The following is an 11,642-nucleotide window of genomic DNA, read 5'->3' as shown; positions in this document are numbered from 1 at the left end:
GTCGCTGGGAAGGAAAACCAATGCCGCATCTCAATTACCCCGTCTCCCGCCGTAGTTTTCTTGCCGGTACGGCCGCCAGCGGGGCGCTGATCATGCTGCATCCGTTTTCCGCCCGCGCGCAGGCCAATCAGGCGCATCTGAGGATCATGGAGACCACCGACATTCATGTGAATGTGCTGCCTTACGACTACTACGCCGACAAAGCCAACGACACGATGGGCCTGTCACGGACGGCCTCACTGATCGCGGCGGTGCGCAAGGAAGCCACCAATGCGATGCTGATCGACAATGGCGATCTTTTGCAGGGCAATCCGATGGGCGATTACATCGCCTATGAGAAGGGCCTCAAGGAAGGCGATCTGCATCCGATCATGAAGGGCATGAACCTGCTGGGCTATGAATGCTCGACGCTCGGCAATCACGAGTTCAATTACGGCCTGTCGTTCCTCGACAAGGTGCTGGCCGGAGCCAATTTCCCCTTCGTCTGCGCCAATCTGATCCGCGGCACCGAGCTTGCCGCCAAACCGCGCGACGACAAGCTCTACCTCAAGCCCTATGTCATCCTCGACAAGAAGATCAAGGACGGGTCGGGCGCCGAGCAGCCGATCAAGATCGGCATCATCGGCTTTGTGCCGCCGCAGATCATGGTCTGGGACCTGAAGAACCTGGAAGGCAATGTCAGGACGCGCGACATCGTCGAGGCGGCCAGGGCATGGGTGCCGCAGATCAAGGAGGAGGGCGCCGACATCGTCATCGCGCTCTCGCATTCCGGCATCGATATCAAGCAGGGCGACGGCATGGAGAACGCCTCCTTCTTCGTCGCCGGCGTCGAAGGCATCGATGCGGTGTTCACCGGCCATCAGCATCTCGTCTTCCCCGGCAAGAAGGATTTTCAGGCGCTCGAAGGCGTCGACACCGAGAAAGGCACGCTGCAGGGCAAGCCCGCCGTGATGGGCGGTTTCTGGGGCTCGCATATGGGACTGATCGATCTGCTTCTGGAACGGGACGGATCGAAATGGCGCGTAGCCTCGGCCACATCGGAGGCAAGGCCGATCTACCAGCGCGTCGACAAGGCAAACAAGCCGACGGTGGCGGACGACCAGCGCGTCGTCGATGCGCTGAAGGCGGACCATGAGGCGACACTTGCCTATGTCCGCCGACCGGTCGGCAAGACCTCGGCGCCGCTCTATTCCTATTTCGCGCTGGTCGCCGACGATCCGTCGGTGCAGATCGTCAACCAGGCGCAGAGCTGGTACCTCAAGGACATATTAAAAAGCACGCAGTGGAAGGACGTGCCGCTGCTGTCGGCGGCGGCGCCCTTCAAGGCCGGCGGGCGCAACGGCGCCGACTACTATACCGACGTGCCGGTGGGCGACATCGCCATCAAGAACGTCGCCGACCTCTATCTCTATCCGAACACGGTTCGTGCCGTCGAAATCACCGGCGCGCAAGTGAAGGAATGGCTGGAAATGTCGGCCGGCATTTTCAGGAAGATCGAGCCGGGCAAAGCCGACCAGGCGCTCATCGACACCGAATTCCCGTCCTACAATTTCGATGTGATCGATGGCGTCAGCTACGGAATAGACCTGTCGCAGCTGCCGAAATACGATGCCAAGGGTGGCGTCGCCAATGCCGGCTCGAACCGCATCGTCGGCCTCAGCTTCGACGGCAAGCCGATTGATCCGGCAGCGAAATTCGTCGTCGCCACCAACAATTACCGCGCCGGCGGTGGCGGCAATTTCCCCGACATCAATGCCTCGAAGATCATCTACGAGGCGCCGGACACCAACCGCGACGTGATCGTGCGCTACGTCGTCAGCGAAGGCACGATCAACCCCTCGGCCGACGACAATTGGTCGTTCACGCCGCTGCCCGGCACCAGCGTCGTGTTCGAGACCGGCCCCAAAGCGAAGGATTTCATATTTGGGGTGAAATCGCTCAAGATCGAGCCGGCCGGCGAGGGCGAATCCGGGTTTGCGAAGTATCGCATCCTGCTTTGAGGCAAACGCGCAGGTAACAGGGAAACGAGCGGGCATACGCCCGCTCAATCACGCTTCGGATCAGGCCTTGTAGACCACCTGGCGCACGTCGATGTAGCTGGCCCTGAAGCCGGCTTCGCAATAGTGGAGATAAAATTCCCAAAGCTTCTTGAAGCGGTCGTCGAAGCCGAGCGGGACGATCTTTTCCCACGACGCCCAGAAGCGGTTGCGCCATTCGGCAAGCGTGCGGGCATAGTCGTCCGGAAAGACGCGCTCGCGCAGATGGGCAAGGCCATGGTCGCTGCCCAGCGTCTTCAGGATCGACGGCGTCGGCAGCATGCCGCCTGGGAAGACATAGCGCTGGATGAAATCCGGCCGCGCCCGATAGGTGTCGTAAGCGGCCTCGTTGATGGTGATGATCTGCAGGCCGGCGGTGCCGCCGGGCCTCAGGCATGCCTTCATCTTGCCGAAAAATACCGGCCAATATTTTTCGCCGACCGCCTCGAACATCTCGATCGAGGCGATGCGGTCGTAAGTGCCCGTTTCGTCTCGGTAATCCTGCAGCTTGATGTCGACCTTGTCAGACAGTCCCGCCTTCTGGATGCGCGCCTTGGCGAAATCGTGCTGTTCGCGGCTGATGGTCAGGCCGGTGACGCGGCAGCCGATCTCGCGCGCGGCAAATTCGGCAAAACCGCCCCAGCCGCAGCCGATCTCGAGCACATGGTCCTTCTTGCCGATGCCCGTATCCTTGGCCAGCGCGCGGTATTTGGCGGCCTGAGCGCTTTCCAGGTCGTTGGCGCCGGTCGCATAGAGCGCCGACGAATAGGTCATGCTGGGATCGAGCCATTGCTTGTAGAAGGCGTTGCCGAGATCGTAATGCGCCGAGATGTTGCGCTTCGAGCCTGTGCGGGTGTTTTCGTTGAACCAGTGGCGGATGCGCTGGACCGTGTTGATGAGCCAGCTGGCGCCGCCGGCAATGCGTTCGCCAACGGCCGAGTTGACGACGAACAGTTCCAGGAAGCTGGTTACATCAGGGCTTTCCCAGTCGCCGTCCATGTAGGATTCGGCAACGCCGATGGTGCCGCCGGAAAAGGCACGGCCGGGCAGGCGCCAGTTCTTCAACACCAGTTCGGCATCCGGGCCGGGTCCGTTGCCGCCGACAAGAACCGCCCGGCCATCCGGCATCCTCACCTTCAGCGAACCGCGCGGCAATTTCATCGCCGCCGACAGCACCATGCGCGCCTTGGCCGGCAGGCCCTTGACCATCTCGGCGAAATTGAGTTCGTCCAGCCTGATGGCGTCGCCGATGCCTTTGTATTCCCTGACAGCCATCTCACACCCCCCTGGACTTCCGCGGGGGCGGCGCAAGATCTGCCGGCCTCCACATCCTCCACTTTCATTCGTCAGGCGCGAACGCCGTAGCCTGCGTGAATTTTGGCCACAATCTTCCACCGCATCGACGGGAACTTCAAGAGGCAAGCCGTGCCCGGCACTGGCCCAGGTGGCGTGCCTGGGGCCAGAATCCGTGAGGGCGAGCGACCGCCGGTGAAATCGCTGTGGTTACGAACAGCCACATACGTTAGTTTCAGCCATGCGTTACGTCATCGTCATCACCGCCATCGCCTTTTTCCTGATCTGGGACGGCCTCTACAATCAGGGCCGCTATCTCGACACGACGGTCAGGGAGATGTCGCGCGTCGTGCGCTACGTCACCGGCAAATCCTAGCTTTTTGCGCCTCTGCAAAGTCGCCTGCCGGCATTGCCGGGCGCGACATCGTGGCGGTTGACGCGACGGTCCCGCTCACACAAAACATGCCGCAAATCGAACGTGGAGGCAGGCGTGATCCGGCATATCGTTTTCTTCAGCGCGCGGCGCAAGGACGATGTCGAGGCCGTGCGCACGGGCTTGCTCACACTGGGCAAGATCCCGCATTCAAGCCTCTTCGAGGTGACGCTCAACACCAAGGTCGATCCGCTGTCGGATGCGATCGACGTGGTCGTCTATGCCGAGTTCGAGGACGATGCCGCGCTTGCCGCATACAAGGCGCACCCGCTCTATGCCGAGACGACCAGCCGGGTCAAACCCTTGCGCGAATTGCGCTATTCGGCCGATATCGTGGCGACGGCCTGATCGGGCCGGCAAGAGGCCTTGAACCAATTTCGGGAATGATGCACACCGCGCCGGCATGACCAGCACGACCCATCCGCTTGACCATCTGGTGCTGCCGACGGCGAGCCTCGCCGTGGCGCGGGCGCGGCTGACATCGCTTGGCTTCATCGTCGCACCAACCGGCATCCACCCTTTCGGCACCGAAAATTGCTGCGTCTTCTTCGCCGACGGCACCTACCTCGAACCGCTGGCGGTCGGGAATGAACAGGCTGCAGACGAGGCATTTGCCGGTGGCAATGTCTTTGTCGCGCGCGACCGGCTCAATCGCGCCAGGCTGGGCGATGAGGGCTTTTCCGCCGTGGTGCTGGCCACCGACGATGCCGATGCGGACCATGCGCGCTTTATCAAAGCCGGCCTGTCGGCGGGAGACGTACTGAGCTTTTCCCGCGCCTTCACCGACACGGCCGGAAAGAGCGACATGGCCTCGTTCAAACTGGCTTTCGCCGCCGGCGCCGAGACGATGGACGCCTTTCTGTTCGCTTGCGAGCGGATCAACGCCCCTCAAATCGACCGTACAGCACTGCAGGCCCATGCCAACGGCGTGACCGGCATTGCCGAAATCGTCGCGATCAGCGACGTGCCATCCGAAAAGCGCCACCTGATCGAGACAGCGACGGGTTCGAGGCAGAGGAGCAGCACGGCGTTCGACCTGGCGAACGCGCGTTTGAGCGTTCTCAAGCCCGCGGCTTTCGCTGAGCGCTTCGGCATGTCGGCTGGCGCGCCGACGGACCTTCGCTTCGCCGCGATCGTCTTTTCGGCCCGCAGTGTCGGCGCTGTCGCGAGGCTGCTTGCAGACAACGCCGTCGGGCACGATATAGCGGGCAACGAAATCGTCGTGCAGCCGGCATCCGGACAGGGCGCGGCTTTCATCTTCCGGGAGACCCCATGAGCAAGCCGCAAGGGCCCAATTCGCTGGCGCCGAATTCGTCGGTAACCGTCGGCAACGTCGTCTTCGACAACAGCGGGCCCTTGGCGTTGATCGCCGGCCCGTGCCAGTTCGAATCGCGCCAGCACGCTTTCGACATGGCCGGCGCGCTGAAGGAACTGACCGGCAAGCTCGGCATCGGCCTCGTCTACAAGACCAGCTACGACAAGGCCAACCGCACCTCGCTGTCGGCAACGCGCGGCGCCGGCATGGACGCGGCGCTTCCGGTGTTCGACGAGTTGCGCAAGGAATTTTCGGTTCCCATTCTGACCGATGTCCACACCGAGGAGCAGTGCGCGATCGTCGCACACCATGTCGATGTGCTGCAGATTCCGGCCTTCCTGTCGCGCCAGACCGACATGCTGGTCGCCGCCGCCAAGACCGGCAAGGTGATCAACGTCAAGAAGGGGCAATTCCTGGCGCCCTGGGATATGAAGAACGTGGTGGCCAAGATCACCGGTTCGGGCAACCTCAATGTGCTGACCACCGAGCGCGGCGCGTCTTTCGGCTACAACACGCTGGTGTCGGACATGCGGGCTTTGCCTCTGATGGCCGAGATCGGCGCGCCGGTGATTTTCGACGCCACCCATTCGGTGCAGCAGCCGGGCGGGCAGGGCGGTTCCTCCGGTGGTGAGCGCCGCTTTGTCGAGACGCTGGCGCGGGCTGCCGTTGCCGTCGGCGTCGCCGGCGTGTTCATAGAGACCCACCAGGATCCCGACAATTCGACCTCCTCCGACGGGCCCAACATGCTGCCGCTGAAGGACATGCCGGCGCTGCTCGAAAGACTGATGGCATTCGACCGCATCGCCAAGAATGCTGCTGACCTGAACCGAGGCTGATGGATTCGGCGATGGCGCGCGCGCTGCCCTGCTTGTGGAAGGCATAAGCCGGCTGTAGGCTCGCTGCTGCAAATGAGCGTCTTGGCAGGAGGAAGCCATGTCCGTCGCCCGCGTCACCGAAATCACGTCGTCGTCGAAAAAGAGCTTTCAGGACGCCATCGAGAAGGGGATTGAGCGCGCCTCAAAGACCCTGAAGAACGTGGAAGGCGCCTGGATCCAGGACCAGAAGATCGTCGTCGAGGACGGCAGGATCGCGGCCTATCGCGTCAACATGAAGGTGACGTTCATCCTCGCGGAGTAACCGCCCGCCGCTCGAAAAAACGGGAACTTTCGCCCGCGCCCCTCATTGTCAAAGTATCGATCAACGACATGAGGAGCAGCAGCCATGACCACCCAGACAGGCCACACCGAAGCCATCGCCGCTTCGCGCGTCATCGGCACGTCGGTCTACAACACCGAAGGCACGAGCATCGGCAGCATCGAGGACATCATGCTCGACAAGACGTCGAACGGCATCATGTTCGCGGTTATCGGGTTCGGTGGATTTCTCGGCATTGGCGAGAAGTATCACGCCATTCCGTGGGCGAGCCTCGACTATGACGAGGACAAGGGCGGCTATGTCGTGCCGTTCTCGAAGGAGCAGCTGAAGGCAGCACCCGCCTATTCGATCAATGAACTGGCCGGCGCCGATGGCGAGGCCGCGCGTGATGCTTCCTATGATTACTACAAGGTCACGCCGTATTGGCATTGATCAGCTGCGCTGACGCCTGACGTGAAAAGGCCCCCGAATTCCGAAACGGGGGCCTTTTCAGTGCAACCCGACAGTTTCTAAATTATTCTGCCGCATGAAACGTGGACAGCTGCGTCGCCGCCCTTGGCGGCTGCTGCGTATCGCAGGACGTCAGGAACGCCGCCGCGATCAGGAACAAACTCACGATACCGCTCAACTCGGACATGGCGAAACTCCTCCTGTTTCGCCCCGCGCATCACCATCCTAGTCGACACAGAGATTGTTATCTCTGAATTATGATGACGTGGTGTTGCCGAACGTGATCCGAGGCATGCTCAGCCGAGGAGTCCGGCATTCTTCACCGCCTTGAAAATCTTTTCGTGCCAGGCGATCCGATCCGCTTCGCCATTGGCCTGCGTGGCGGAATTGGCGTTGCCGACGTTGATCGCGCGCGAGATCTTTTTGATCAGGCCGGCATCGGCAAAGGCATTGCAGCCTGACCCTTTCCATTCGGCGCAAGCTGCGAGCAGCGAAGTCTGCGGATCCTCGATCAGTTCAGGATGATTGGCGAGGTCAACCTTGGCGAGCTTGCCCTTGGCCGTGTACGCGTCGCGCCCGGTGGTCTGGAACGTGCCGCCGCCGCGGAAATTGAAGCCGTCCAACGTTCCTTTCACATTGCCCATGCGGCCGCCATAGGCCCAGTCGCCCAGGGCTTGCGGCTTGCGCAGCAGGTTGTCCCCGATCCACTGATCGGTCTTGCCCGCGGCTCGCGACCTCCATGCGTTCCGGATTGCCGCCACGGTCGTGTAGGTCAGGGATTCGCGAATGAGGGTGAAGCCACCGGTTTCCATCGCCGCTTGAGCGAAGAAATGCATCAGCCGATCATAGTTGTTGCACACCCCATGATCGCCCAAGTGTCTTGAGGCCTTTTTCGGAGGTAAAGGCGCCGATGTAACCGTCATAGATTGTTCGCTTGGAACCGCTTGCCGGTCTGGGCGAGAATTTCTGGAAGACCGCTGCTGGCAAACCCTTGCTCGGATCGCCCGCAACGGCTTCGAGCACGCTCTCGACACTCTCGGTCGACAGCACCGGTTCGCCTTCGACGACCACCGAAGCATTGGGAATTCGCTTGCCGTTGCTTTTCGGGAAGCCACCGCCGGCAAAGGTTTTCAGATCGTCGATGAGGGCGATTACGCGTGTCCGGCTCTCCGTGAAATCCATGTCGGAAAGAGGACCGCTCACCTTCTTCGTCGGGTTGATGCATCCGACGCTGGACAGGAAATTGACGCCCGGATGGATCAGGATTTCGGTGCGCTTGTTGGTCTTCAGCAGTTCGAGTCCAGGTTTGGGTGGCGTCTTGCCGCCAGTGTAGCCGATGGTCACATATTTGCCTCCGGCCTGCGTCGCCAGTGGATAGGTGCCGGGCTCGATGCGCCTGCCATTGTCTTCTTTGGAATTGTCGCCTGGGCCGCGAGATTCACACACGAACCCCGATAGACCCGTTACTGCCGTGCCGTTGTGAAAGACTTTATAGGTACCAACTGTCCTGCGTCTGGTGCCCCTCGTATGCTCGACTTGGCGACTAATAAGAAGTTCCCAGCCAGTACCTGAAATCGCTGCCATTGCCGCCTCCCCAAAGAGTTCAAGTTTGTTGATTTCACTGTGGACGCCAAATAGTTCGCGTTGTAGATGTGACCCTAACATCTTCGAATTCTCTGCATTGTGAAGTTTGTCACGTTGGCGGTAGCCTCTTTTGAAGCATCGGGTGGAGTTTGTGTGCCGCCTGGTTTCGTGACAAAGGCATTGCCGCAGGGGCGGGGCACCCACCCCATGCCGCGCCAGACATATGACGTCAGGGCGGGCTGTTTGCGTTCAGATGGCGTCGCCCATGCCCCACGGCCTGAGCGCATGGGGCGACTGTCACCATTATTTCATGCCATTCCTGATTGCCTTTTGCGGCACTTTGGCTAAGAGGGGCGCGACGCTTTCAATCGATCAATCGGGGACATCGCAATGACCGCCATCATCGACATTGTCGGGCGTGAAATCCTGGACAGCCGTGGAAATCCGACCGTCGAGGTCGACGTCGTCCTCGAAGACGGCTCGATGGGCCGCGCCGCGGTGCCGTCGGGCGCGTCGACCGGCGCGCATGAGGCCGTCGAACTGCGCGACGGTGGCGCCCGCTATCTCGGCAAGGGCGTGCTCAAGGCGGTCGAGGCCGTCAATGGCGAGCTGTTCGAGGCGATCGGCGGCTTGGAAGCCGAAAACCAGATCCACATCGACCAGACCATGATCGAGCTCGACGGCACGCCCAACAAGAGCCGGCTCGGCGCCAACGCCATCCTCGGCGTCTCGCTGGCGGTCGCCAAGGCCGCGGCGGAAGCCGCCGGCCTGCCGCTCTACCGCTATGTCGGCGGCACCAAGGCGCATTTGCTGCCGGTGCCCATGATGAACATCATCAATGGCGGCGCGCATGCCGACAATCCGATCGATTTCCAGGAATTCATGATCCTGCCGGTCGGCGCGCCGACGCTGCGCGAAGGCGTGCGCTGGGGCTCGGAAATCTTCCACACGCTGCGCAAGAAGCTCAAGGATGCCGGCCACAACACCAATGTCGGCGACGAAGGCGGCTTCGCGCCCAATCTGAAGAGTGCGCCGGTGGCGCTCGATTTCATCATGGAATCGATCGAGAAGGCCGGCTTCAAGCCGGGCGAGGAGATCGCGCTTGGTCTCGACTGTGCGGCGACCGAATTCTTCAAGGACGGCAATTACGTCTATGAGGGCGAGAAGAGGACCCGCGATCCCAAGGCGCAGGCCAAGTACCTGGCCAAGCTTGCCGCCGACTATCCGATCATCTCGATCGAGGACGGCCTGGCCGAGGACGACTGGGAGGGCTGGAAGTACCTGACCGACCTGATCGGCAACAAGACGCAGCTGGTTGGCGACGACCTCTTCGTCACCAACACGGCGCGGCTGCGCGACGGCATCCGCATGGGTGTCGCCAATTCGATCCTGGTCAAGGTCAACCAGATCGGCTCGCTCACCGAAACGCTCGACGCTGTCGAGACCGCGCACAAGGCAGGCTACACAGCCGTCATGTCGCACCGTTCGGGCGAAACCGAGGATTCGACCATCGCCGACCTCGCCGTCGCCACCAATTGCGGGCAGATCAAGACCGGTTCGCTGTCGCGCTCGGATCGCATGGCCAAGTACAACCAGCTGATCCGCATCGAGGAAGAGCTCGGCAAGCAGGCGCGCTACGCCGGCAAGTCGGTGGTCAAAGCTTAAATTCTGCCGAACTGGCGAAAACGACGATGGGCGGGATTTTCCCGCCCTTTTTCGTTGCGGCCGCTGGCTAATGCACCTGTCCGTAACCGTCCATTAAGCACAATCGAGCGACAAATGGCGGTCAAAGGATTGCGACCATGTGGACACGCCAGCACAAGCAGAGAAACACCGGCCGGCTGATCATCCCGTCGCTTTGCGTGGCGTTCCTGGCCTATTTCGGCTTCCATGCCTATCATGGCGAATTCGGCATCAATTCCAAATATCAGCTCGAAGCGCAGACCATCGAATTGCAGGCCAAGTACGATGCCATCAAGGCGCGCCGGGTCGATCTGGAGCGGCGCGTCCAGCTGATGCATGAGGGCACGCTTGAAAAGGATATGCTCGACGAGCAGGCACGCCGGGCGCTCAATCTGTCCCAGCCCGATGAAATCACCATCATGCTGCCGGCCAATTCGAAATAACCTAATTTAGGTTAATCGCTGTTATCTCTAATGATTCTAGGCGTTTAGGCGCATGCCAGCCATGCATTTTTCTGCATAGCGAAACGCGGTCTCGCATGTTAGCTTCCTTCCAATCGGTGGGGAGGAGCTGATCCTCCCCGGAGCAGACATGGTCTGCTTTAGTGTCCGCAAAGAGACGCCAACAGGGAGTGATGCATGGCCACCGCCGCCAAAAAAGCGCCTGCCAAATCCGTTAAATCGACATCCGCCAAATCAACCGGGCTTTCCGCCCCCAAGCCGGCCGACTTCACCAAGGACGAGGAGCTTGCCGCCTACCGGCACATGCTGCTTATCCGCCGCTTCGAGGAAAAGGCCGGCCAGCTCTACGGCATGGGCTTTATCGGCGGCTTCTGCCACCTCTATATCGGCCAGGAAGCGGTCGTCACCGGCATGAAGATGTCGCTGATTAACGGCGACCAGATGATCACCGCCTATCGCGACCATGGCCACATGCTGGCGATGGAACTGTCACCGCGGGGCGTCATGGCAGAGCTGACCGGACGCCGTGGTGGCCTGTCGAGGGGCAAGGGCGGCTCCATGCACATGTTCTCCAAGGAGAAGCATTTTTACGGCGGCCACGGCATTGTCGGCGCGCAGGTCTCGCTCGGCACCGGTCTCGCCTTCGCCAACCGCTACCGCGACAACAACAATGTGTCGCTGACCTATTTCGGCGATGGCGCTGCCAACCAGGGTCAGGTCTATGAAAGCTTCAACATGGCCTCGCTGTGGAAGCTGCCGGTGATCTACATCATCGAGAACAACCGCTACGCCATGGGCACTTCGGTGTCGCGCTCGTCGGCCGAAACCAATTTTTCGCATCGCGGCGCCTCGTTCAAGATTCCCGGCATTCAGGTCGACGGCATGGATGTGCGTGCGGTCAAATCCGCCGGCGATCAGGCGACCGAATGGTGCCGTGCCGGCAACGGTCCGATCATCCTCGAGATGCAGACCTATCGCTATCGCGGTCACTCGATGTCGGATCCCGCAAAATACCGCTCCAAGGAAGAAGTGCAGAAGATGCGCTCGGATCATGATCCGATCGAGCAGGTCAAGGCGCGGCTGACGGCCAAGAAGTGGGCGACCGAGGACGAACTCAAGAACATCGACAAGGAAGTCCGCGACATCGTCGCCGACGCCGCCGAATTTGCCCAGCACGACGCAGAGCCGGATCCGTCCGAGCTCTGGACCGACATCGTATTGTAACGGGAGGG

14 protein-coding genes are annotated in these 11,642 nt (G+C 61.1%); 10 read left to right on the top strand and 4 right to left on the bottom strand.

All coding sequences use genetic code 11. The annotated features are described in order from the left end of the window. Positions 1–20: 20 nt before the first annotated feature. The gene (locus NKJ88_RS13765; protein ID WP_352444356.1) at positions 21–2,000 is read left to right on the top strand and encodes a bifunctional 2',3'-cyclic-nucleotide 2'-phosphodiesterase/3'-nucleotidase; all 1,980 of its coding nucleotides are present in this window, start codon (positions 21–23) and stop codon (positions 1,998–2,000) included. Between the two features lie 60 nt (positions 2,001–2,060). On the opposite strand, the gene NKJ88_RS13760 is transcribed toward NKJ88_RS13765, so the two are convergent. After that, the gene (locus NKJ88_RS13760; RefSeq protein ID WP_023743028.1) at positions 2,061–3,311 is read right to left on the bottom strand and encodes an SAM-dependent methyltransferase; all 1,251 of its coding nucleotides are present in this window, start codon (positions 3,309–3,311) and stop codon (positions 2,061–2,063) included. A gap of 259 nt (positions 3,312–3,570) precedes the next feature. Here NKJ88_RS13760 and NKJ88_RS13755 point away from each other — a divergent pair, with 259 nt between their 5' ends. From NKJ88_RS13755 to NKJ88_RS13730, 6 genes are all read left to right on the top strand, one after another. Then, on the top strand, positions 3,571–3,705 hold the full coding sequence (locus NKJ88_RS13755) for a hypothetical protein (protein WP_352444354.1): 135 nt from the start codon (positions 3,571–3,573) through the stop codon (positions 3,703–3,705). Positions 3,706–3,819: 114 nt separating this feature from the next. Further along, the gene (locus NKJ88_RS13750) at positions 3,820–4,110 is read left to right on the top strand and encodes a Dabb family protein (RefSeq protein ID WP_023696086.1); all 291 of its coding nucleotides are present in this window, start codon (positions 3,820–3,822) and stop codon (positions 4,108–4,110) included. A gap of 55 nt (positions 4,111–4,165) precedes the next feature. Beyond that, on the top strand, positions 4,166–5,038 hold the full coding sequence (locus tag NKJ88_RS13745) for a VOC family protein (protein ID WP_352444352.1): 873 nt from the start codon (positions 4,166–4,168) through the stop codon (positions 5,036–5,038). After that, positions 5,035–5,913 carry a 3-deoxy-8-phosphooctulonate synthase gene (kdsA, locus tag NKJ88_RS13740; RefSeq protein ID WP_031204764.1) on the top strand — a complete coding sequence of 293 codons (879 nt, stop codon included), beginning with the start codon at positions 5,035–5,037 and terminating at the stop codon, positions 5,911–5,913. The genes NKJ88_RS13745 and kdsA overlap by 4 nt, the downstream gene beginning before the upstream one ends. Positions 5,914–6,010: 97 nt before the next feature. Then, a complete protein-coding gene (locus NKJ88_RS13735; RefSeq protein ID WP_023668908.1) occupies positions 6,011–6,214 on the top strand; it encodes a dodecin family protein in 204 nt (67 codons plus the stop codon). 84 nt (positions 6,215–6,298) lie between these two features. Beyond that, on the top strand, positions 6,299–6,664 hold the full coding sequence (locus NKJ88_RS13730) for a PRC-barrel domain-containing protein (protein WP_023668909.1): 366 nt from the start codon (positions 6,299–6,301) through the stop codon (positions 6,662–6,664). Positions 6,665–6,746: 82 nt separating this feature from the next. Here NKJ88_RS13730 and NKJ88_RS13725 read toward each other — a convergent pair whose 3' ends face one another. From NKJ88_RS13725 to NKJ88_RS13715, 3 genes are all read right to left on the bottom strand, one after another. Then, on the bottom strand, positions 6,747–6,869 hold the full coding sequence (locus tag NKJ88_RS13725; protein ID WP_023668910.1) for a hypothetical protein: 123 nt from the start codon (positions 6,867–6,869) through the stop codon (positions 6,747–6,749). Between the two features lie 109 nt (positions 6,870–6,978). After that, a complete protein-coding gene (locus NKJ88_RS13720; protein WP_352444349.1) occupies positions 6,979–7,518 on the bottom strand; it encodes a glycoside hydrolase family 19 protein in 540 nt (179 codons plus the stop codon). 7 nt (positions 7,519–7,525) lie between these two features. After that, on the bottom strand, positions 7,526–8,266 hold the full coding sequence (locus tag NKJ88_RS13715) for a hypothetical protein (RefSeq protein ID WP_352444347.1): 741 nt from the start codon (positions 8,264–8,266) through the stop codon (positions 7,526–7,528). Between the two features lie 390 nt (positions 8,267–8,656). On the opposite strand from NKJ88_RS13715, the gene eno reads away from it, so the two are divergent. The 3 genes from eno (at position 8,657) to pdhA (ending at position 11,634) form a co-directional block, all read left to right on the top strand. Further along, positions 8,657–9,931 carry a phosphopyruvate hydratase gene (gene eno, locus NKJ88_RS13710; RefSeq protein WP_023701745.1) on the top strand — a complete coding sequence of 425 codons (1,275 nt, stop codon included), beginning with the start codon at positions 8,657–8,659 and terminating at the stop codon, positions 9,929–9,931. A gap of 137 nt (positions 9,932–10,068) precedes the next feature. Beyond that, entirely contained in the window at positions 10,069–10,392 is a 324-nt protein-coding gene (locus tag NKJ88_RS13705) for an FtsB family cell division protein (RefSeq protein WP_023688447.1), read from the top strand. Positions 10,393–10,587: 195 nt separating this feature from the next. Further along, positions 10,588–11,634 (top strand): pyruvate dehydrogenase (acetyl-transferring) E1 component subunit alpha, encoded by a 1,047-nt coding sequence (gene pdhA, locus NKJ88_RS13700; protein ID WP_023682559.1) that lies wholly within the window; start codon positions 10,588–10,590, stop codon positions 11,632–11,634. Positions 11,635–11,642: the final 8 nt, after the last annotated feature.

Origin of the sequence: Mesorhizobium sp. M0016 (assembly GCF_040324035.1) — a bacterium.
Classification (GTDB): domain Bacteria; phylum Pseudomonadota; class Alphaproteobacteria; order Rhizobiales; family Rhizobiaceae; genus Mesorhizobium.
Note: the sequence above shows the minus strand (reverse complement) of the source record. Positions and strands in the feature narration are given on the sequence as shown.

What these genes read in the sequence shown, in the direction of transcription:
- pdhA (WP_023682559.1), top strand. Translation starts at nt 10,588, where the DNA reads ATGGCCACCGCCGCCAAAAAAGCGCCTGCCAAATCCGTTAAATCGACA.
- kdsA (WP_031204764.1), top strand. Translation starts at nt 5,035, where the DNA reads ATGAGCAAGCCGCAAGGGCCCAATTCGCTGGCGCCGAATTCGTCGGTA.
- NKJ88_RS13715 (WP_352444347.1), bottom strand. Translation starts at nt 8,266, where the DNA reads ATGGCAGCGATTTCAGGTACTGGCTGGGAACTTCTTATTAGTCGCCAA.
- NKJ88_RS13730 (WP_023668909.1), top strand. Translation starts at nt 6,299, where the DNA reads ATGACCACCCAGACAGGCCACACCGAAGCCATCGCCGCTTCGCGCGTC.
- NKJ88_RS13755 (WP_352444354.1), top strand. Translation starts at nt 3,571, where the DNA reads ATGCGTTACGTCATCGTCATCACCGCCATCGCCTTTTTCCTGATCTGG.
- eno (WP_023701745.1), top strand. Translation starts at nt 8,657, where the DNA reads ATGACCGCCATCATCGACATTGTCGGGCGTGAAATCCTGGACAGCCGT.
- NKJ88_RS13745 (WP_352444352.1), top strand. Translation starts at nt 4,166, where the DNA reads ATGACCAGCACGACCCATCCGCTTGACCATCTGGTGCTGCCGACGGCG.
- NKJ88_RS13720 (WP_352444349.1), bottom strand. Translation starts at nt 7,518, where the DNA reads ATGCATTTCTTCGCTCAAGCGGCGATGGAAACCGGTGGCTTCACCCTC.
- NKJ88_RS13735 (WP_023668908.1), top strand. Translation starts at nt 6,011, where the DNA reads ATGTCCGTCGCCCGCGTCACCGAAATCACGTCGTCGTCGAAAAAGAGC.
- NKJ88_RS13725 (WP_023668910.1), bottom strand. Translation starts at nt 6,869, where the DNA reads ATGTCCGAGTTGAGCGGTATCGTGAGTTTGTTCCTGATCGCGGCGGCG.
- NKJ88_RS13705 (WP_023688447.1), top strand. Translation starts at nt 10,069, where the DNA reads ATGTGGACACGCCAGCACAAGCAGAGAAACACCGGCCGGCTGATCATC.
- NKJ88_RS13760 (WP_023743028.1), bottom strand. Translation starts at nt 3,311, where the DNA reads ATGGCTGTCAGGGAATACAAAGGCATCGGCGACGCCATCAGGCTGGAC.
- NKJ88_RS13765 (WP_352444356.1), top strand. Translation starts at nt 21, where the DNA reads ATGCCGCATCTCAATTACCCCGTCTCCCGCCGTAGTTTTCTTGCCGGT.